This is a genomic window from Chakrabartyella piscis, from assembly GCA_030067835.1.
GTDB lineage: Bacteria > Bacillota > Clostridia > Lachnospirales > Anaerotignaceae > Chakrabartyella > Chakrabartyella piscis.
The window spans coordinates 1,325,334-1,344,788 of the sequence record CP092441.1 but is presented as its reverse complement, the minus strand read 5'-3'; the positions used below and the strand labels follow the sequence as shown (position 1 = coordinate 1,344,788).

General features: G+C 36.7%; 19 protein-coding genes and 1 pseudogene. 8 read left to right on the top strand and 12 right to left on the bottom strand.

From position 1 onward, the window contains the following. Positions 1-3: 3 nt before the first annotated feature. Positions 4-1,221 carry an IS256 family transposase gene (locus MJY40_RS06045; RefSeq protein ID WP_317856421.1) on the top strand — a complete coding sequence of 406 codons (1,218 nt, stop codon included), beginning with the start codon at positions 4-6 and terminating at the stop codon, positions 1,219-1,221. Positions 1,222-1,935: 714 nt separating this feature from the next. On the opposite strand, the gene MJY40_RS06040 is transcribed toward MJY40_RS06045, so the two are convergent. The 6 genes from MJY40_RS06040 to MJY40_RS06015 form a co-directional block, all read right to left on the bottom strand. Beyond that, positions 1,936-2,733, bottom strand: coding sequence for a Fic family protein (locus MJY40_RS06040; RefSeq protein WP_331488234.1), 798 nt, complete (start codon positions 2,731-2,733; stop codon positions 1,936-1,938). A 287-nt stretch (positions 2,734-3,020) separates the two neighbouring features. After that, entirely contained in the window at positions 3,021-4,529 is a 1,509-nt protein-coding gene (locus MJY40_RS06035) for a DEAD/DEAH box helicase (protein ID WP_317856098.1), read from the bottom strand. 87 nt (positions 4,530-4,616) lie between these two features. After that, positions 4,617-4,790, bottom strand: coding sequence for a hypothetical protein (locus MJY40_RS06030; protein ID WP_317856097.1), 174 nt, complete (start codon positions 4,788-4,790; stop codon positions 4,617-4,619). 69 nt (positions 4,791-4,859) lie between these two features. Next, positions 4,860-5,090, bottom strand: coding sequence for a hypothetical protein (locus tag MJY40_RS06025; protein ID WP_317856096.1), 231 nt, complete (start codon positions 5,088-5,090; stop codon positions 4,860-4,862). After that, positions 5,090-5,329 carry a hypothetical protein gene (locus tag MJY40_RS06020; RefSeq protein ID WP_317856095.1) on the bottom strand — a complete coding sequence of 80 codons (240 nt, stop codon included), beginning with the start codon at positions 5,327-5,329 and terminating at the stop codon, positions 5,090-5,092. The genes MJY40_RS06025 and MJY40_RS06020 overlap by 1 nt, the downstream gene beginning before the upstream one ends. Positions 5,330-5,393: 64 nt before the next feature. Continuing rightward, a complete protein-coding gene (locus MJY40_RS06015) occupies positions 5,394-5,891 on the bottom strand; it encodes a hypothetical protein (protein WP_317856094.1) in 498 nt (165 codons plus the stop codon). Positions 5,892-6,320: 429 nt separating this feature from the next. On the opposite strand from MJY40_RS06015, the gene MJY40_RS06010 reads away from it, so the two are divergent. Continuing rightward, positions 6,321-6,668, top strand: coding sequence for a transposase (locus MJY40_RS06010; RefSeq protein WP_317854372.1), 348 nt, complete (start codon positions 6,321-6,323; stop codon positions 6,666-6,668). Next, positions 6,553-7,476 (top strand): IS3 family transposase, encoded by a 924-nt coding sequence (locus MJY40_RS06005; RefSeq protein ID WP_317854373.1) that lies wholly within the window; start codon positions 6,553-6,555, stop codon positions 7,474-7,476. The genes MJY40_RS06010 and MJY40_RS06005 overlap by 116 nt, the downstream gene beginning before the upstream one ends. Positions 7,477-8,005: 529 nt before the next feature. Here the strand turns inward: MJY40_RS06005 and MJY40_RS06000 are convergent. From MJY40_RS06000 to mngA, 4 genes are all read right to left on the bottom strand, one after another. Next, positions 8,006-8,623: a Fic/DOC family protein gene (locus tag MJY40_RS06000; protein ID WP_317856093.1), complete on the bottom strand. Its 618-nt coding sequence runs from the start codon at positions 8,621-8,623 to the stop codon at positions 8,006-8,008. Position 8,624: 1 nt separating this feature from the next. Next, complete coding sequence (locus MJY40_RS05995) at positions 8,625-8,801, bottom strand: hypothetical protein (protein WP_317856092.1); 177 nt, start codon at positions 8,799-8,801, stop codon at positions 8,625-8,627. Between the two features lie 635 nt (positions 8,802-9,436). Then, positions 9,437-12,019, bottom strand: a complete 2,583-nt coding sequence (gene mngB / locus MJY40_RS05990) for a mannosylglycerate hydrolase (protein ID WP_317856091.1) — start codon at positions 12,017-12,019, stop codon at positions 9,437-9,439. 3 nt (positions 12,020-12,022) lie between these two features. Further along, the gene (mngA, locus tag MJY40_RS05985) at positions 12,023-13,936 is read right to left on the bottom strand and encodes a PTS 2-O-a-mannosyl-D-glycerate transporter subunit IIABC (RefSeq protein WP_317856090.1); all 1,914 of its coding nucleotides are present in this window, start codon (positions 13,934-13,936) and stop codon (positions 12,023-12,025) included. A gap of 371 nt (positions 13,937-14,307) precedes the next feature. Here mngA and MJY40_RS05980 point away from each other — a divergent pair, with 371 nt between their 5' ends. From MJY40_RS05980 to MJY40_RS05965, 4 genes are all read left to right on the top strand, one after another. Continuing rightward, on the top strand, positions 14,308-15,054 hold the full coding sequence (locus tag MJY40_RS05980; protein WP_317856089.1) for a MurR/RpiR family transcriptional regulator: 747 nt from the start codon (positions 14,308-14,310) through the stop codon (positions 15,052-15,054). 209 nt (positions 15,055-15,263) lie between these two features. Beyond that, complete coding sequence (locus MJY40_RS05975; RefSeq protein ID WP_317856088.1) at positions 15,264-16,214, top strand: type I phosphomannose isomerase catalytic subunit; 951 nt, start codon at positions 15,264-15,266, stop codon at positions 16,212-16,214. Positions 16,215-16,256: 42 nt separating this feature from the next. Further along, positions 16,257-17,399, top strand: coding sequence for a glycerate kinase family protein (locus MJY40_RS05970; RefSeq protein ID WP_317856087.1), 1,143 nt, complete (start codon positions 16,257-16,259; stop codon positions 17,397-17,399). A gap of 13 nt (positions 17,400-17,412) precedes the next feature. Then, positions 17,413-18,300, top strand: coding sequence for an aldose 1-epimerase family protein (locus MJY40_RS05965; protein ID WP_317856086.1), 888 nt, complete (start codon positions 17,413-17,415; stop codon positions 18,298-18,300). Between the two features lie 16 nt (positions 18,301-18,316). Here MJY40_RS05965 and MJY40_RS05960 read toward each other — a convergent pair whose 3' ends face one another. Continuing rightward, complete coding sequence (locus MJY40_RS05960; protein WP_317856085.1) at positions 18,317-18,622, bottom strand: plasmid mobilization protein; 306 nt, start codon at positions 18,620-18,622, stop codon at positions 18,317-18,319. Between the two features lies 1 nt (position 18,623). Beyond that, positions 18,624-18,785: pseudogene (locus tag MJY40_RS05955) on the bottom strand (site-specific integrase); the annotation flags it as partial. A gap of 233 nt (positions 18,786-19,018) precedes the next feature. Here MJY40_RS05955 and MJY40_RS05950 point away from each other — a divergent pair. Then, positions 19,019-19,453 (top strand): DUF5348 domain-containing protein, encoded by a 435-nt coding sequence (locus tag MJY40_RS05950; RefSeq protein WP_317856084.1) that lies wholly within the window; start codon positions 19,019-19,021, stop codon positions 19,451-19,453. Positions 19,454-19,455: the final 2 nt, after the last annotated feature.

Sequence of the window (19,455 nt, the reverse complement as noted above, 5' to 3'; positions counted from 1 at the left end):
GCAATGCGAGAAATGATGAAAGAATATTTAAAAAACAATGATGTATCCGTCAAAAATGGTGCAGACGTAAACGCCATTATGAGGGACATGATGTCTGTAATTCTCGAAGGCTCCTTGGATGAGGAACTCGACGAAGAATTAGGCTATTCTAAGTATGATTACGCAAACAAAGACACAAAAAATAGCAGAAATGGACATTCTTCCAAAACCATGCACACAAGTTATGGCGATATGGAGCTTGCTATTCCTAGAGATCGAAATGGCGAATACGAGCCACAACTCATCAAAAAATACCAAAATACAGTCACACAGGACATGGAGGAAAAAATCATATCTATGTATGCAAAGGGCATGACCACTGGTGATATTGAAGAACATATGCGAGAGCTTTACGACATCAAAATATCAGACAGTACAATCAGTAGAGTTACAGATAAAATCATTCCTATCGTGAAAGAGTGGCAGGAGCGCCCGCTGGAATCAGTCTATGCCGTTGTTTTTATGGATGCAATCCATTTCCATGTACGAAGCGAAGGGCGAATTGTGAAAAAGGCTGTATATATTGCCTTGGGTATAGATATGTCTGGTCGCAAAGATGTACTTGGTATGTATGTAGGCGAAAATGAAAGTGCGAAATTCTGGCTTTCTATCATGAATGGTCTCAAAAATAGAGGTATTCAAGACATTCTAATTGCCTGTATTGATGGACTAATCGGCTTTCCCCAAGCCATTGAAGCTGTTTTCCCACAGACCGAAATACAACACTGTGTTATTCATCAAATCCGCAATTCAACAAGATTTGTATCGTACAAAGATATCAAAGCGTTGATGGCAGATTTGAAACGAGTATATGCAGCTGCAACAGAAGAAATTGCTTTAAACGAACTGGAATTATTCGCTGAAAAATGGAATCAGAAATACCCTAAAATCTACAAATCTTGGATGGATAATTGGGCTACCTTATCCACGTATTTCAAGTATCCCGAAGCCATTAGACGGCTTATTTATACCACAAATGCCATCGAAGGTTTTAACCGTCAGTTACGAAAAGTGACAAAAAGTAAGACTATCTTTCCATCCGACGATAGTCTTTTGAAAATGCTCTATTTAGCCACTATGGACATTACCAAAAAATGGACAGGTCACCGCCAAGATTGGGGTCAAATCCATTCTCAACTTGAAATTTATTTTGAAGAACGTTTGGACGAAGCTGGATATTGATAGTCAGATTATATTGACATTTTTAAAAGTAACGCTATAATACAAAGCAAGGGCAGAACCAAAATCGACTCTGCCCTTCATGTAACTATTCATATATCATACATCTAAATTTTCAGTTTACACAAAACTTGAAACTGTCCCGAAGATAACTAATTTTTCTCCCATATACCAAGGTCTTTCACAATTATATTTTTTATAAATAAACAAAAAAACAGGTAACTGCCTTAGTCATTTCGACTCAAAATCAGTTACCTGTTTTATATTAAATAATTTTTTTTGCCATTTCGTTGCCACAAGAGTAAAAACCCATCTCTCATCTGCATAATTTACGCATATACCTATATATATGCGTTTTTTCATGCTAAAATATCTCTTTTATACAGCCTACAAGCCATAAACCGTCATTCCCACTGGGAAAGTTTTATGGATTTATAGATACTTTTGCATCTATTTTGTAATGATATTGCATCACTTTTATACGTATTCCATTTGATGTTTTTCAGATACTACATTTTTAGTATCAAAATAGTATCAGATAGCTTTATTAAAATCGAAGTCCCTTTTCAAGATATGTGTGTCTGTGGGAATTCCAGGAGACGGGCGCACACGTAGGTGACCTGTGTGTCCGCCCGCTGTTTTAGGCTTAACAACACTTATCTTAAAAGGGATAAATCGAATATACATTTCTCTTTAGAAAGATACTTATACATTATATTACGACAGCAATTCCAAATATCTCTCCAACCGTTCATTTACATACCCAGCAACCATCTCCACCATTGGCAATTCATTCTGATTTCTATAATACTCATCAAAAGCCTGATAATATTTACGTCTATCAGCAAATTTCACATCAATCGCAGGATAACCATGTTGCATCAACTCCAAGTTAATCAACAATCTTCCTGTACGTCCATTGCCATCAATAAATGGATGAATGCCTTCAAATTCCAAATGAAACAATGCAATCGCCTCTACAATGTGCATATCTTCCTTTCGTTGGGTATGAATGTGTAACAACTCATTCATCATAGGATCAATCATATAAGGCTGTGGTGGTTCATAGAATGCCCCCATAATTCGTACAGGAAGCCGTCTATATACCCCTTTGTCCTCTGGCCTATCCATCAAAACAAGTGAATGGATATTCTTGATTGCGTATTCTGAAAAGTCCACTTTGTCACTGACAAGAGCTTCTACATATCGAAACGCATCACGATGTCCTATGATTTCCAAGTGCTCTTTGAGTGGCTTTTGATCTATTGTGACACCCTCTAAAACCATTGCAGTTTCCTGTAATGTCAGTGTATTGCCCTCGATTGCATTGGAATTATATGTGAACTCAATCAAAAATTCATCTCGCAATCGCTCCACTTCTCCTCTAGTCAAAGGACGCATAGCAGAAAGCTTTTCCAAGTTTGCATCTATATTTTTCAATAATTTTTTTAACGCAGTCCGATTTCTACCTATCGATCGACCATCTTCCGGTTTTTTTGCATCTGAAGGTATCATGTAGAGATTACCCTTACGAATAACACCCTCAATTCGTCCTTCTTGACACAGTATGCGCACTCGTCGAGCAGATAGTTCCCATTTTTTTGATATTTCTGATACTTTTAAATAACCCATACTATAATTCACCTCATAAATCAAATATTAGGAATATTATAATATAAAATAGGAATAAATACAAGCTGATTGCAAGCATTTATTCCTATTTTTGCTACTATGTTTCATTATCTACTGATGTAGCCCAAATTTGATGATTTTCAAACCTCTACCTTTTGGTTTTCATTAGGCTATAACTTCAAATCTCGAAATACTATTTCGATATCCTCATCACTTGATACAACTGTTTCAAGCCTATTATTTTCTATTGCATCCAACATAAGCATTTCTTTTTCCAACAAACGGTCATATATTTTTTGATCCAATGAAAACAACAATCCATCTTCTTGAATAAAGTGATTTTGCAAATAATAATATTGTGTATATTGTTGTTCTTTTAACCCCAATCTATGTATTCTATCTTTTGATTGCAACAAATGAACCAAATTATAACTATACTCAAAATAGATTGCATCATGACAAACACTATGCAATGAAACCGACTCTGCAAGTGTATGTGGATTGGTTATCAAAACCTTTACTTCTTTTTCTCTAAATTGATTCAACACCTTTATTCGGTCTTCGTTACTTGTATTCCCAAATATACAATCAGATTCTACTCCTCTTTTTCTTAATTCATATTTTAAATTTAAAATAGAATCGACAAAAATACACCAGATTATCACCGATTTCCCCTCAGCTATCAAATCACAAACTTTCTTGATACAACGATTGAATTTCACCGTCTTATCTATTCCATTGATTAGACCAATGACATCACCTGAATAATCTTTGTAATCAATTTCATCTATGCTCCCTTGCGTGTATAAAACATCCGAAAAATCTTCCAAGTTATTTTCTATCGCTTTCAATAACATTTTGGGATCAGATTCTAGCTGCATCAATCTAATGATAAGTGCCAACTTATTTTTTGCATAAGTCATACACAATATACTAAAAATTTGATTTTCTGCTTTTGTCGCCTTAGTTTCAAGGAAAATATCTTCATTGGCAGATGGCACCGAGAGTTGTTCTTTTGTTGTGCGACAGAAAAATGGTTGTATTTTTTCATTGATTATTTCAATATCTTGTTTTGATGGATTTTTCAGCATACTTTCTGTAAAACCAAAAAAATCATTATACTCATCATGATATAAAATATGTAAAATATTTTGTATATCTGCATAGGAATTAGGGATTGGAGTCCCTGTCATCGCTATTGTAAAAAATGACTTCTTCGCAATCCGCAACGCCTGCTCTGCATAATGCCCGCCAATTGCTTTCACCTTATGCACTTCATCAAACACTAAAAGAGTTTTGTCATCTATAATACTCAAAACCTCATTTAGGATAGAATCAAACCCTTCATAATTGAAAAGTAACAAATTTTTATTTCCAGTATTATATAAAACTGCTGCTTTCTTTTCTTTTGCTACATAATCTTGAATGTTAAATACACGCAATTCTTTTTTATGTGCAAAGCAGATTTGAAACTCATCCATCCAAGAGCCAAAAGAATTTTTAGGTCCAATCATTATTATTTTATCTACCAAACCCTTACTGGATAAATAGGCATACACACCAAGTACAGAAGCAGTTTTTCCAGAACCAGGAACTGAAAAATTGCTTACTTTCTTCATCGTCCACATGTTATTTTCATTAGTCGAATATGTAGACTTTAAATCCAATGTATCAAACATCTAAAACACCTCTAATTTCTACAATCAACCTATCAATTTTATCTAGTTCTTCTTTTATTTTCCCCTTTTGTACATCTGACAATTTTTTTATATATTAATATCTATCGATTCCAACTTATCGCAAGCTACTCCTACATTCAGGTCTGGTGCTTCTTTTGTTTCAGCGCTATCCGCTTTGGTTTTAAATTTTTCGTTAGAACGTAATAATTTATTTTTCAAATCTTCATTACCTTTAATTTCTGTAATTTTCTGATTTGTCATTTTAGGAACTTTTTGTATTTCGTTACATAATTCTTCTACAAAAACCAGTTGTTCCTGAATATACTCTTCTTAAAATTCCATACTCATCAAAGGTTTTTTAATTTTCCTCATGTACTTTGTTGCATCTGTAGAACACATCAGTAAATTTGTAAAGAAAATCAATTTGATTTTAGCCTGCTTATCCTCATCTTTATTCTTATTTAAAATTGTGATACACTCCTTAAATGTTTCCGAAATATTCATCTTTCTTATGATGTGAAATTGTTTTGGTGAATCAATAAACTCCAAAAATTCTGCCATCAAATAGCCTTTTCAATATCTTGTTTTATATCTTTAACCTTTTTATTTTCACTCTTAGCATATTCTTCAGACGTTAAGAGTTTTGTTTCAACCAAATCATGATATATGCCCACTAACCTTTCTAGTGCGGCATACTCCACCTTATCATCTTCGCCGTGTTGTAATTGAAGTTCAAGCATTTTAATCTCTTTTTTATTATCATTGTCCCTTTTCAAGATAAGTGTGTCTGTGGAAATCACCTGCCACGGGCCGCCACATAGGACAGCCCCTACGGTGTGCACCCCACAAAATATAGGGGCGACCCTATGTGGTCGCCCGCTGTTTCAGGTATAGCAACACGTATCTTAAAAGGGAGTTATCATTTATGTCCCTATCTAAAATAACAGCTTCAAAATAGCCAGCTTCACACTTCTCTTTCTGAATATTTCTTAGGCAAGTAAATCGCCTATTTCCATCAATAATTCTGCCATCAGCTAATACTACCCCTGATATTTTTTGACCAAATAATGAGATAAGATTCTGTGTGTTTTTCATTTTATCTGGTTTCGACTCAGTAACAAAACCACCGATTAACTCATTGTACTTTTCCATATCCCGCATATCAAATGAATCTATTTCATTTTCTTCTTTATATTGACTTATCCATGTAGCAATTCTATCATTTTGGTCATTATAAAATAATTGGTCCAATTTGATTTCATACACTGGATAGTCTTGCGTATTACCATCTATCGTCAATGGTTTGATGTACTGTGTTGCAATAACCTTTTTTTGTTCCTTTCCTTCTTTCAATAAATTCATAATCAAATCTCCTCATAATATGTGTCGTAGTCTGCATAGATTTTTTCTGAAATAGAATCATAGTACATGCTTGTATTTTTTGTAGATTCCATAAGCTTATACACCGATGTTATAATTCCATACTTTGACTGCAATAAATCTTTCAAATCATAAATATCTATTGCAAAATTCTCCTGAGAAAATACAATACTTTCCACAAAATCTTCCCATCGAACTCTGCATTTTCCTAAGATAAACAATTTGTTTCCACCAATTCTAAGATATGATACTTCACTTTTGCATTCTGCCAGCAATGATGAATAAAATCTATCTTCAAAACCATATTCATCTAAAGTATGCACTATAATGGTACCGTGATTTAAGACAATTTTCGAGACAATTCTTAATGAATTTGTTATACTAACAACATCAGAAAGAAGGTGCTCACACATGTCTCGAACAAGAAGAAGTTTCACCGCTCAATTCAAAGCCGATTTGGTGATTGAGTTGCTGAAAGGCGAAAAAGATTTAAACACATTGGCTACCGAAAATTGCATCCAGCCTAACCTGTTAAGAAATTGGAAAAAAGAATTTTTATCCAATGCATCTGCTGCATTTGATGATACTCGTATGGAAAAAACGAACGAAAAATTACAACAAGAGCGTAAGGAAAAAGAAGCATATGCCAAAAAAGTCGGTCAACTTACAATGCAAGTGGACTGGCTCAAAAAAAAATCTGAAGAAGTTCTTGGACCAGACTACGAAACGAAGTATTCTCCAAAACCTTTCGAAGACTAAGGATATACCTGTATCTACAGGTGCAAAGCTGTTATCGGTGAATCGTACCAGCATCTACTATGAAAAGCCAGCGATATCCGCTGAGGAATTGGAATGCAAACGAATCATTGATCAGCTACACACAGAACATCCCACTTGGGGTGCAAGGCAGATGTCAGCACAACTGAAACAACGCAACCATAACGTAGGTCGCAAGCGTGCTAGACGTTACATGAATGAAATGGCCATTGATCCGATTTATCCAAAGATGAACCTTTCCAAACGCATGCAGGAGGCAAAGATATGCCCCTATCTATTGCGTAATGCGGTTATCGAACGTCCCAATCAGGCGTGGTCAATCGACATCACCTATATTGGAACAAAACACGGATTTCTGTATCTAACAGCCATCATCGACTGGTATAGTCGTTGCATTGTTGGTTGGGAAGTGGATGATACATTAAGCACTCATATGGTTATGAATGCGGTCAAAAAGGCATTGAAAGTAGCAACACCTATCATATTGAATTCAGACCAGGGCTCTCAATTTACAAGCAATGAATACAGAGCCTTTTTGAAGGAACAAAAAATCAAACAAAGCATGGATGGCAAAGGGCGATGGGCTGATAACATCATGATTGAACGATGGTTTCGCAGCTTCAAATACGAAGAAGCATATTTGACAGAATATACATCCATTAAGCAGGCTCGAATAGAGATAGCAAAGTATATTCACACATATAACTTTGAACGTCTTCATTCGGCGCTGGACTACCAGACACCAGCATCCATGTATTATCCCATGCAACTGTTACCAATGGCAGCATAAGAGGAGGGGTTACTCTTTCCTTTATTAAATTGAGTTCATTAAAAAAGAATTGTTTTTTTGTCTTGACAACTGAGCCATTATATACTAATATTGGTAAAAGTAATCTATATGAAAATGCTATTATTGTTAGTTCGATTAATCCAGTATTCTCTAAAGACATACAGGCAAGATTTTCACAGTATTACGGAAGACAAGGTCAGCTACAATTAAGCCTTGACAGTATTAATAATTGGTTAACTAAAAGGTAGTATAAAAATTTTATTTAATATCAATTTAATATCACGAGCAAAAAAATAATCTCACAAACCCGTATGATTACTGGGTTTGTGAGGTTTCTTGGTATTACTCCCACTCGCCGCCGATGATTGTAAAATGGCGGGATTTAGGTCAAAAAAGGCTTTAAAATGGGCTTGTTTTTCTTCATATTATCGTTGGTATTGGGATTATTATGGGTTTTTGTTATCAAAATGTTATCATTAAAAGTCGAGTGCATAAAAAACTTACGCCTTATTTCTAAAACAAACTGCACTCAGATATTCATTGGTTTTATACATTTTTGTAGCAAAACAACCAAAGGCTTAACATCAAAAACAGAATCCTCCATAATGTCTAATAAATAATCTGCCTCTACAGCAGTCCAATCTACCACATAACCATTTACCCATAACAGTTGACGAATAAACTCCCTCGTTGCTCTACCATTACCTTCTCTGAACGGATGCAAATAATTCAGTTCAGCAAAATAATATGCCAATCGTTCTATAAATGCAGTTTCATCAAGATTTTTTAAATAGTTTTCATTCTTCAATAAAATCAACAATTTTTCCAATTTAACTTTTATTGTATTTGGATTTTCAAATACCGTATTTCCTTTGGAGATACTTTCTTTTCTAAAATGCCCTGCAAAAGAATATATATCACCAAAAATATATTTATGGATTTTACAAAGATGACTAGCAGTAAATCTACCTGTTATATCTGCATCTAACAAATCTAATTGACGAATTGTAGTAATGTCATCTTCAATTTGCTTAAGAGTGGTATTATCTTTTATTTTGAATTTATTTCTAAGTACATTTGTACCCCTATAACAATAAATTGACTCATTGGTGACATAAACATCATACTTATTAAATCCATCGCTCATATTACACACCTTTATCTACTCTATATTTCATCTTAATTGCCTCTACTGCTTCATTAGCACTCATATTTTTTTTAGACATTTCCTTACACAAATGAATCGCATCTTTGCTCGGATTGACTTTTTCTATTTTCTGCGTTCCCAATGTATAGTTCAAATTCATTTCCATTATTGATGGCATAATAACACCTCGCAATCTTTTATTTTTATTATAGCAGTTATTTTAAAGTATTTCTATAAATATATTTATAGTTAACCAAGTTTTTTATTTAAACCAATACTCAATTGTTGATTTCTAAATATAATTACATATTTTACTCAATCAAGTATTTCCAAAGTTTATTATAACTGACAGCCATGTTTGATCGCCTTTAAACCATACTTTTCTGTTATCATATTATATTATTTATTCAATATTTTTTCAGGAATATCTTATGATAACGTGAGTAAGCAAACATAGTTTTCGCTGTATTTACTAGATTTACAGGCTTTGTCCACCTATTATTTACCCTTTAGAATATTTCCTATCCGTTTAATTTTCTTCCAATCATAAATCATCCTCACAAAATAATAATTTACTTGTTAATACGCAATCATTAAACTTCACACAATTACAAATCCTCAACGCACAAAAACACCCCTCAACAGGGACAAGCTAACGCTCGGCTATTGAGGGATGTTTATTTCTAATTTACATATTTTTCAATCCATCATAAAAAACACAATGACAAGTATGATTATCAAGGAGCGAAACTTTCTTAACAATGGTGTTTCTAGAGTAAAGGACTTTCAAAAAACAATTGCTCTAGGCTCTGATCAATCAATATAAATAGATGTTACCACATTTTTTTCCATATTTATGCCCTGATGTTTCAATAAACTTTCTACTTTCTTTTCATTTAAGTTGACCAAAGCAGACACAGCCTGTTCCCCAAACACAGCAACTTGTACCTTTGTATTTGCTTCGGTCACTTGGTATCCACGCAAAATATATCCATCCTCACATTCCGCCTTTTTGAATGCAGACAATACAAAATTGGGTTGATTCACCTTCAAAAAGCTATATGCAGCAGGTGCTACAAAGGTTGGTGGATTGAGTTTCATGGCATTGTATGGCATTTTATTGTAACATACAATGGGTGTGATGTATTCTCGTGCTACAGTAGCCAAATCCCTTGTGTTTTTGGCGATGGCAAAATCAAACTGCAAACTGCCAAGCATTTGAGAATCTGGTGTAGGCATTTTGATGCCTGATGGACGACCAGGTCTACGATACATTTCTTCTTTTCCCAAATATCCAACACTCCTAAAGAGTGTAATCGCCAATGTGTCAAATTCCTCTCCAATGATTTCAAATTCTCTGACAGAATTGGTCAACACCGCCAAACCCTTTTGGTCTGCAAAAGCAACATAGGACAACATGGGATAAATGGAATCTGGTCGTTCATCCCAGCCTTCTTTTTCCCAAACATCCATTGCAGAATCATAAACAGGTCGTTTGATTTGCCCAAATTGGTTGTCTGATACAGAAAATGCTGTTTTTACACCATTTGGAATCCACACACGCACCCGATGGTCACATACTCTATTTTCAATATTTGCAACCACTTCCAAAATGGGTGAACCTTTTTTCATGGTAATCACCAATTCCACATCCATAGAACCACTTGCTTTTTTTGCCTTTCTTTCCTCCAAATCCTTTGGGACACACATAGTATATGCAATGGTACACACCGTTTTGTTTCCATAGGTTTCCACATCTGTTTGTGCCACAATATCTTTTGATGTTAAAATAAAATCATCTTCCAAAGGAGAATAATCATATCCATCTCCATCATCCGCTCCATCTTCCAACAACAATACATCGGTATATGTTTTGTTTGTTTCCTTATCCAAGATGGTCAAACTGCCATTTTCTGCCACAGCAATTTGATAAAACTCATTTTCCATACCCATAGATAGTTGTTGTTTTGCTGTTTCATGTGCTTCTATAATGAAATATGTTTGATATCCCATTGCTGGAATTGTATCATACAAAGCAATAGTATATTCCATAAATGGATCGTAATTTCCATAATGAACAATTTGGCGATCGATCAAACCAGCATCTATTTCTTCTGCATGGAGAATTTCAAAGGGAACATTTCTTCCCGTGTCATCTGTCAAAACAAAGGCTTTCATTTTTGTGATGACCTCGGTTTCCACCACAGATGTTCTATCATAAGGCAACAAATTGAATGCAACCACCTTATCCAACGCCTTTTCGCAGGAAATGGCATCTGCAAGTTTACGTTTGTAGAAACGAATCAATTCATCTGTCTTATCCTCTGCCAAGAAAAATCTATTTTCAATGGCACGATGTACTTTATCGCTACAACAACAGCCAATGGAATCGTGTGCATGGTTTTTCATCAATTCCTTCCAAATGGCTTCCATCAAACCATGATGGTATTCCGCACCCAATCCATAGGCAAGGGAGGCAAGAGGTTCCAAAATATTTGTAATTTTGTTTTCAATCCTTGTATTGTATGCTTTCAAATCTGCACGGGATGAGAAAATACTTCTATGGACACGCATATATTTTCCATCCAACAATTCACCCTTGATGGTATCTAAGTTATCCATTTTTTCCATTTCATCGAAAATATGTTCAAACCTACTCAGGAAGAATTTTTTATCCGGATATAGTTCAGATAAGCTATCCATTACATCAAAAATATCCTTTTGTAAAGGCATTTGGTCATGTCCATTGGAAACCAAAATCTCCTCATTCACCGCACCTTTTTCCAATACAGGCATATATTTGCTCATACGCTTTGCAAGGGCTTCTTTTTCCACTGGAAGATATTTCCCAATTGCATATCCCAAAGGAAGCAAATGTGTCAACACACGACCTTTGGATTCACTTTCCCAATAAAAATTGTGTTTGTCTGTCCCATGGCGTTCAGAAGTACCACGCCAAAACATACAGCGGTCAATATCAAAACCATTCAAGATTTGTGGCAATTTCTCGCTTTGCCCAAAGGAATCTGGCAAATAACCAATCATCATCGGTGGTCCCAATTTTGCACAATCTTTCATCCCATACAAAAGATTGCGGACAATGGATTCTCCGCCTACAACCATTTCATCTGTTTGTGTATACCAAGGGCCAATGATGAGTTTCCCCTGTTCCACAAGCTTTTTCACCCGTTCAAAATTTTCTGGTTTCACATCAAAATAATCTTCCAACACTGCTGTTTGACCATCCAATACATAATGGGGATAGTTTTCATTGGTTTCCAACATTTCCAATACTTCTTCCATGTTGTTGACCAACAAAATTCGAGACTCCTCTGTTGTAAAATACCATTCTCTATCCCAATGAATGTGTGGAACAATATGTACATTCTTCGCCATAACTTACATAGCCTCCTTCATGTCATCTTTTCTTGCTTTCATTTTTCTAGTTGCAATCAACAAGCCACCAGAAATCACACCGCCAACCACTGCTGCACCCAACCAAATCGCTGCTGCCATTGTTGCAGACACTGTATCACATTGCATCATAAAGATGGAGAATATTCCAGCACCCGGAACGTCCAAACCAATGTTGCAAGCTGCCACAATTGCACCTGTAATTGCAGAGCCTGTACACAAAGATGCAATGACACGCAAAGGATCTCGCATCATAAATGGAATTGCACCTTCTGTGATGCCTGCCAAAGCCAAAATCCAAGTGGATTGTCCAACTTCAATTTCTTCTCTGCTATATTGTTTTTTGCCAACCATAGTGGCAAAAGTAACTGCAAATCCAGAAACCATTTTCACAGAAGCAAACACTGCATATGGCATAATCAAACCTTCTGCAATGGCACCTGCACAAAATGTATATGCCGCCTTATTCACAGGACCACCCAAATCAAAGGATACCATGATGCCCAAAATTGCACCCAATAATGCTGCATTTGCACCGCTCAAGGATTGCAAATAATATACCAAAGTGGTGTTCAACCATGCAATGGGCTTGCCAATCACCAAAAACATCATGATCCCAACAATAACCGTTGAAAATACTGGATATACCCAAAAACTGACAAACCCAGCCAATGTACCTTTGGAAGGAATTTTTTTCTTCAGCAACAAAACTGTATATCCAGCCAACAAACCACCAGCCATACCAGCCAAAAATCCACCTTGGATTTGATTTGCCGCAAATCCTGCTGCAAAACCCGCTGCCAACGCTGTTTTATCACCAATGGAATATGCCATGTATGCAGAAAGAACAGGAATCAACAAGGTGCCAAGCAAACCACCGCCCAAGCCACGGAATAAACCAAGCCAAGAAGTTGCATCGTTATACAATTCTCCCAAACCAAAGATATTATTCATCAAAACTGCAAACGCACCAATCATACCGCCTGCTACAATTAATGGAATCATATAGGAAATACCTGTCAAAACAGATTGTTTGATGATATCTTTGTGGTTTTCTTTGCCTTCCTTATCACCTGTTGCAACATATTCGCCCTTTTGGGAAGATGCCGCTTTGTCCAAGGCTTGTTGCACCACACCTATGCCATCTTTGATGGGTTGTGCCACAGGGACTTTGATGCTTGGCAAATGTGCAAATCGCTCCACTTCTTTCACCGCAACTCCAACTGCAAAGATAACCGCATCTGCATTTTGCAATTGTTCCGTTGTATGTCTATCTTCAATGCCATTTGCTCCTTGTTTTTCCACAAAAATCTGCACACCCAGCTCTTTGCCCGCTTTCACCAAAGCCTCTGCCGCCATGTATGTATGCGCAATTCCTGCTGGACAGGCTGTGACCGCAACCATGGTTTTGTGATACACCACATCTTCGTCATCTTTTCCCACCGTATTGTCTAAGTTGTGATAAAACTCCTTTGCATCTTTGGAGGCAAACAATTTCTCCATATATTCCGCATCGCCCATTCGTGTCATCAATTCTGCCAACAACTCCAAATGGGTATCTCCTGCTGCATTTTCTGGAATTGCCAACAAGAAAATGTGTTGCACTTCATTGTCTGGGTCCAAACTTTCCCATCCTACAACAGGTTTTTTTGTTGTCATAACTGCAAAACAGGCTTGTTTGACAGCAGAGGATTTTCCGTGGGGAATTGCAAGTCCCCCTTCCATACCCGTTGCAGAAAGCTCCTCTCTTGCCAAAACCGCTTGCAAAAACCCTTCTTCTGAGGTGATTTTTCCCGCTTCATACAATCGTTTCACCAATTGTTGCAATACTTCTTCTTTTGTATTCACATCTGCATTTAAAACAAAAAGCTTGGAACTTGTCAATTCTGATAAATTCATATCATCCCATCCTTATCCTCTATAAAGTCATCCCTATGTCGTATCCTTATGTTTTGTTTGATTGGCTTGCAAGACCTTTATTTATCTGTAGTATAGCATCTGTTTTGTCGAAAAATAAATAAACACCATAAATACACAAGATTTTTTTCAAATTGTGTACAAATTTCCGATATGTACCAAAATCCCCATTTCAATCCCTTGTATTTATACACACGAAATCAGCTCATTTCCCATTTTCCATTTACGTTTTTGTGTATTCCCACAACAATTCCACTAGGGAAACTTGACAAGATAACACAAACAAGCTACCATAATGATTAGATACATTGTATTGTAGATTTACGTTAAAAGAAATACTCTGGGGTGATTGTATGACATTTGAAAAACGGGTTTATGAAAAGGAATTCAACTTGAATGACACAGATGATAGCATCATAGATTACATACGAGAACACAAAGCAAATATCCACGATATTTCCATTCACAAAATCGCAGAAGCTCTATTCATTTCCCCAAATGCCATTATGCGTACTGCAAAAAAATTGGGATATAGCGGATTTGCAGAATTGAAATTCAGTTTGCAAAAAGAAAATTCGCCAAACCAAATCGAAACTGTGGAACACCGTGTTTTGGAGAAAATACCCTCCAATATCATCAAAACATTGGATGTCATAGATGAAGAAGCAATTGGTCGTATGGTTGCCAAAATGCACACTGTGGATCGAATTTTATTTGCTGGTGTAGGCGATTCCGTCCCTTTTTGCGAAATTTTCTACAAATATTTGAAGGTGGTTGGCAAAAAAACAGAGTTTTATCACCAAGCTCACGATTTGGAATATACCGCCAAACAATACACGAAAAACGACTTGATTTTCTTCATCAGCGCTTCTGGGCAAACACCACGCATTGTGGATATGGCAAAAAAAGCAAAATCCGCACACATACCCTGTTTTTGTATCACCCACTTTGGAGAAAACCCTTTGAGCCAATTGTGTGCAGAACAAGTTTGTTTCTGGGGTGAAAATCGTGTCATAGACAATTATGATATTACAGACAAAAGTGGTTTAATTTTGCTCATTCGTATGATGGCAGAAAAATATTGGCAAATCATTCAATAATATTTGGAACCTTTTTTGAGAAAGCGCATTTTTGCGTTTTCTCTTTTTTATTTATATTTAGCAAGCTCGTAATGTGTATTTATACCCACTGCTATTTTGCATCTGTCGATAAGTTTCAAAAACCCATGTTCTCCTTATGTTTCGTGTTATAAAAAGAGTAATCATTGCTTTTCAAAACTCATTTTATAAACGATTAAGGAGGTTTTGTTATGAATCTATTGAAACTCAAACCAGCGTGCAAAGATTATATTTGGGGTGGCAAAAACCTAGTTTCCAAATTCCATAAAGAAACTGCTGGCTCTGTATTGGCAGAAACATGGGAGCTATCCACACATCCTGACGGTTCCAGCATCATTGATAACGGCGAATTAAAAGGTAATAGCTTCCGTGAATATATTACAAAAAACAAACAGGAGGTTCTGGGAACCAACTGCGAAAAATTCAATGATTTTCCCATCTTAATCAAACTCATTGATGCAGAGGACAATCTTTCCATCCAAGTGCATCCAGATGATGACTATGCTCTAAAATACGAAAACCAATATGGCAAAACAGAAGTTTGGTATATTGTGGATTGCGAAAAAGATTCCTATATCTATTTTGGTCTTGCCAAAGAAATCGGCAAAGATGAGTTTCAAGAACGCATTCAAAACAACACGTTGTTGGAAGTGCTCAATAAAGTACCTGTGAAAAAAGGAGATGTTTTCTTCATCGAAGCTGGCACCATCCACGCCATTTGCAAAGGCATTGTCATTGCAGAAATCCAACAAAATTCCAATGTCACCTATCGTGTATATGATTACGATAGGCGTGATTCTGCTGGCAATACAAGAGAATTGCACATTGAAAAAGCAGTGGATGTGACCAATTTGAAACCCACCATGCAACCAAACTGTACTCAAAACCATTTGTCACAATGTGATTATTTCACCGTTGACCAAATCCATATCGAAAAACCATACACACAAGAAATCACCAGCGATACCTTCGTCCATGTATTGGTTTTGGATGGCAATGGCACCATTTCTACAGAAGAAGAAACTTTGTCCTACAAAAAAGGGGATAGCTTCTTCTTGCCTGCAAAAAAAATCGGCGAAACACAAAATCGTTCCTTCGCCCTATCTGGAAAAGGAACTGCATTGTTGACCACTGTTGCATAAATCAAATGCAATCATACAAATTGTTACGAAAGGAGCACTCCCATGAAAATCCTATTGGCACCAGATTCCTTCAAAGGTTCTTTGTCTGCAAATGAAATTTGTACCATTGCTCGAAAAGCCATTTTGGATATTTTCCCAAATGCCGAAATCATCAGCTTGCCCATGGCAGATGGTGGCGAAGGAACTGTGGAAAGCATATTGGATGCCTTCCACGGGGAACGTATATCTGTTTTGGTGAAAAATCCACTTGGCGAAACCATCACCAGCCAATTTGGCATCTTCCGATCCAACAACGCCATTATGGAGATGGCAAGTGCTTCTGGATTGCCTCTCATCCCTTCCCACCAACGTGATATTTTCCATTCCAATACTTATGGCACTGGACAGGTGATTGTATCCGCTATGGAAAAAGGTGCAACCACCATTTATATGGGTATTGGTGGTAGTGGAACAAATGACTGTGGTTTGGGATGTTTGTCTGCTTTGGGTGTGAAATTTTTAGATGCACAACAACAGGAAGTGGCTCCATTCCCTGCAAATTTTATGGAAATTCAAGATTTTGATGTGACTGGTTTGCACCCAAAACTGAAAGAGGTCAATTTCATCATTATGAGCGATGTGCAAAATCCACTTCTTGGCGAAAATGGGGCAACTTATGTATATGGCACCCAAAAAGGGGCAACTTCTGAAGATTTGAATACTTTGGAAGAAGGTATGGCGCATTTCATTGGAGTGGTTGAGCAGAAACTGGGTATCTCCATTGCAAAACTTTCTGGAGCTGGTGCCGCTGGCGGTCTTGGCGCAGGACTCATGGCATTCACAAATGCAAAAATACAGTCTGGAGTGGAAACCATATTGGATATTTTGCAATTCCAAACACACCTTATGGGTGCAGACCTTGTGATTACAGGGGAAGGCAGAATGGATTACCAATCGGCTTTTGGCAAGGTTGCATTTGGCGTTGGCGCCGCTTGCAAAAAAGCAAATATCCCTTGTGTTGCCATTGTTGGTGGCTTGGGAAAAGGATACGAAGATATGTATCAACATGGCATCAATGGCATTATAACCACAACCGATAAATTGATGGACATAGACGAAGCCATCGCCACAGCGCCTACACTTTGTTATTCTGCTGTGTATCGTTTGTTGCAGTGTATTTCCATCGGACAATCACTTGCCAAATAACAGGAGGAACACCATGTATACCATAAAAAATGAAGTGCTTACCATTCAAATTTCTGACAAAGGTGCCGAACTCCGCTCCATTTTAGATAAAAATGGTCGTGAATGGCTTTGGCAAGGAAACCCCCAAATCTGGGCAGGACAAGCACCCCTTTTATTTCCTTTCATAGGACGTTTGCAAAACAACAGCTACACATACAAAGGTGTAACCTATGATATGCCCAAACACGGATTTGCTCGTGATGCCAACTTTTCCATTACACACCATACAGAAAATAGCATCACCTTTACTCTCACACACGATGAACACACTCTGAAAATATACCCTTTTTCCTTTTGCCTAGAGGTCACTTATACCCTAGATGGCACAAAATTATGTAAAACACATTGCATTACAAACCATACAGACGGGGATATGTATTATGAATTGGGTGGTCACGACGCATACAATTTATGTTTTTCTTATGACGAAACTATGGACGATTGCCATTTCTATTTTAACGATTTGGATGACGTGTATCCTTATGAAATGAACGAAGACTTGTTGCTGCTCCCCAGTAAAAAGCAGCTTCCTTTAAAAAACCATGCGCTTTCTGTAAAACCAAATACATTTGATTTGGATTGCATCATTTTAGACCATTTGGACTCTAAATATGTTGCATTGAAAGATGGCAAGGGAAAAATTCGCATTTCTATGGAGTTTTCTGATTTTCCCATTGTAACCCTTTGGACCGCCGACAAACCGCAAGATACCAATTATGTTTGTATAGAACCTTGGAGTTCTCTTCCCGATTGTACTTTTGTTGGTCGTTCCATTGCAGATAAGAAGAATATCCGACATCTTAAAACAAATGCATCCGAAACTCTCAGTTTTCAAACACAATTTCATGTAGATAAATGGTAAGTGTCCGATTAGACACTTACCATGTTTTTATACTCTTCACTAAATATTCTATTTTTTCTACTCCCCCAAAAGCCTCTTTAAATTCTAAATTATCAAGCTGTGCAGCAATACATTTTAATTCTAACTTCAGTGCCTTCACAACCCTTGGACTCGCCTGTATTGTCATCTCCGTATTTTGTAACCGATGCATGATATACCCTTGTTTGCTCATGCCACTCAGCTTTACAAGTCTTTCGATTTTCTCCCATTCTTCTGGCGAAACTCTGAATGCAACAGTCTTACTCCGCCATCTATTTTTCTGGTCTACTGCTTTTTGACTCATATTAAAACCCTCTTTCTATTGACAGTTTGTCTGCGATTTCTCCCTGTTTGGTTGGGAACAAATGTGCATATCGATATGTAATGTCTATGCTTTCGTGCCCCAATCTATCTGCGATTGCCACTGCTGAAAATCCCATATTGATTAAAAGGGAGCAGTGCGAATGCGAATACAGTATAATTAAGACAAATCGGAAAAACCTTGATATATAAAGGGTTTTGAGGGTTTGTCTTATTCTTTTTCCAACAAATATTAAGACAAAAATGAGCGAAATTGTTTGCTCGAAAAATAGCTAATGTGTCATTAGCACTAAAAAATAATATCAAAATAGCTGTTTTGGAGGTAAATCGCTATACACGAACTACACTTTAAAAATTCAATTACGGAGGTATATTACTTATGATTACAATTCAAAAGGCACTTAAAGACTTAAAGGCTGTAAGTTATGATTTTAAGAAAATTGCGAAGCAAACAGGTTTTGAAGAATATGGAGATATGAGCCACCTTGAGGTGGATTACGATAATGCTGAACAAGTATTTTATGCTCATGAATTAAATAGCATCATAGAAAAAATTGACGATATGGTTCATCGCATTAACTATCTAAATAGACCTATTTGTCAAACCACTACCCTTCATAAAAATAGCAATGGCAGATTTGAAACTGTAAGCGGTCACGAATACACTTGTGGCAGTGGCATTGAATGCTTGATAGATGATGATGGAGAACACGAATGGGTGTGGGCAAGCGTTGAATATAGTGATAGATACTACATCACTTGCTATGGCAATCCTCCACTGAAAAGTGGTATGACAGTAAGGATAAGGGGGTAATT

Coding starts and splice junctions, on each gene's coding strand:
- MJY40_RS06045 (WP_317856421.1), top strand. CDS start 4: ATGCGAGAAATGATGAAAGAATATTTAAAAAACAATGATGTATCCGTC.
- MJY40_RS06040 (WP_331488234.1), bottom strand. CDS start 2,733: ATGATACCTTCAGATGCAAAAAAACCGGAAGATGGTCGATCGATAGGT.
- MJY40_RS06035 (WP_317856098.1), bottom strand. CDS start 4,529: ATGTTTGATACATTGGATTTAAAGTCTACATATTCGACTAATGAAAAT.
- MJY40_RS06030 (WP_317856097.1), bottom strand. CDS start 4,790: ATGACAAATCAGAAAATTACAGAAATTAAAGGTAATGAAGATTTGAAA.
- MJY40_RS06025 (WP_317856096.1), bottom strand. CDS start 5,090: ATGGCAGAATTTTTGGAGTTTATTGATTCACCAAAACAATTTCACATC.
- MJY40_RS06015 (WP_317856094.1), bottom strand. CDS start 5,891: ATGAATTTATTGAAAGAAGGAAAGGAACAAAAAAAGGTTATTGCAACA.
- MJY40_RS06010 (WP_317854372.1), top strand. CDS start 6,321: ATGTCTCGAACAAGAAGAAGTTTCACCGCTCAATTCAAAGCCGATTTG.
- MJY40_RS06005 (WP_317854373.1), top strand. CDS start 6,553: ATGCCAAAAAAGTCGGTCAACTTACAATGCAAGTGGACTGGCTCAAAA.
- MJY40_RS06000 (WP_317856093.1), bottom strand. CDS start 8,623: ATGAGCGATGGATTTAATAAGTATGATGTTTATGTCACCAATGAGTCA.
- MJY40_RS05995 (WP_317856092.1), bottom strand. CDS start 8,801: ATGCCATCAATAATGGAAATGAATTTGAACTATACATTGGGAACGCAG.
- mngB (WP_317856091.1), bottom strand. CDS start 12,019: ATGGCGAAGAATGTACATATTGTTCCACACATTCATTGGGATAGAGAA.
- mngA (WP_317856090.1), bottom strand. CDS start 13,936: ATGAATTTATCAGAATTGACAAGTTCCAAGCTTTTTGTTTTAAATGCA.
- MJY40_RS05980 (WP_317856089.1), top strand. CDS start 14,308: ATGACATTTGAAAAACGGGTTTATGAAAAGGAATTCAACTTGAATGAC.
- MJY40_RS05975 (WP_317856088.1), top strand. CDS start 15,264: ATGAATCTATTGAAACTCAAACCAGCGTGCAAAGATTATATTTGGGGT.
- MJY40_RS05970 (WP_317856087.1), top strand. CDS start 16,257: ATGAAAATCCTATTGGCACCAGATTCCTTCAAAGGTTCTTTGTCTGCA.
- MJY40_RS05965 (WP_317856086.1), top strand. CDS start 17,413: ATGTATACCATAAAAAATGAAGTGCTTACCATTCAAATTTCTGACAAA.
- MJY40_RS05960 (WP_317856085.1), bottom strand. CDS start 18,622: ATGAGTCAAAAAGCAGTAGACCAGAAAAATAGATGGCGGAGTAAGACT.
- MJY40_RS05950 (WP_317856084.1), top strand. CDS start 19,019: ATGATTACAATTCAAAAGGCACTTAAAGACTTAAAGGCTGTAAGTTAT.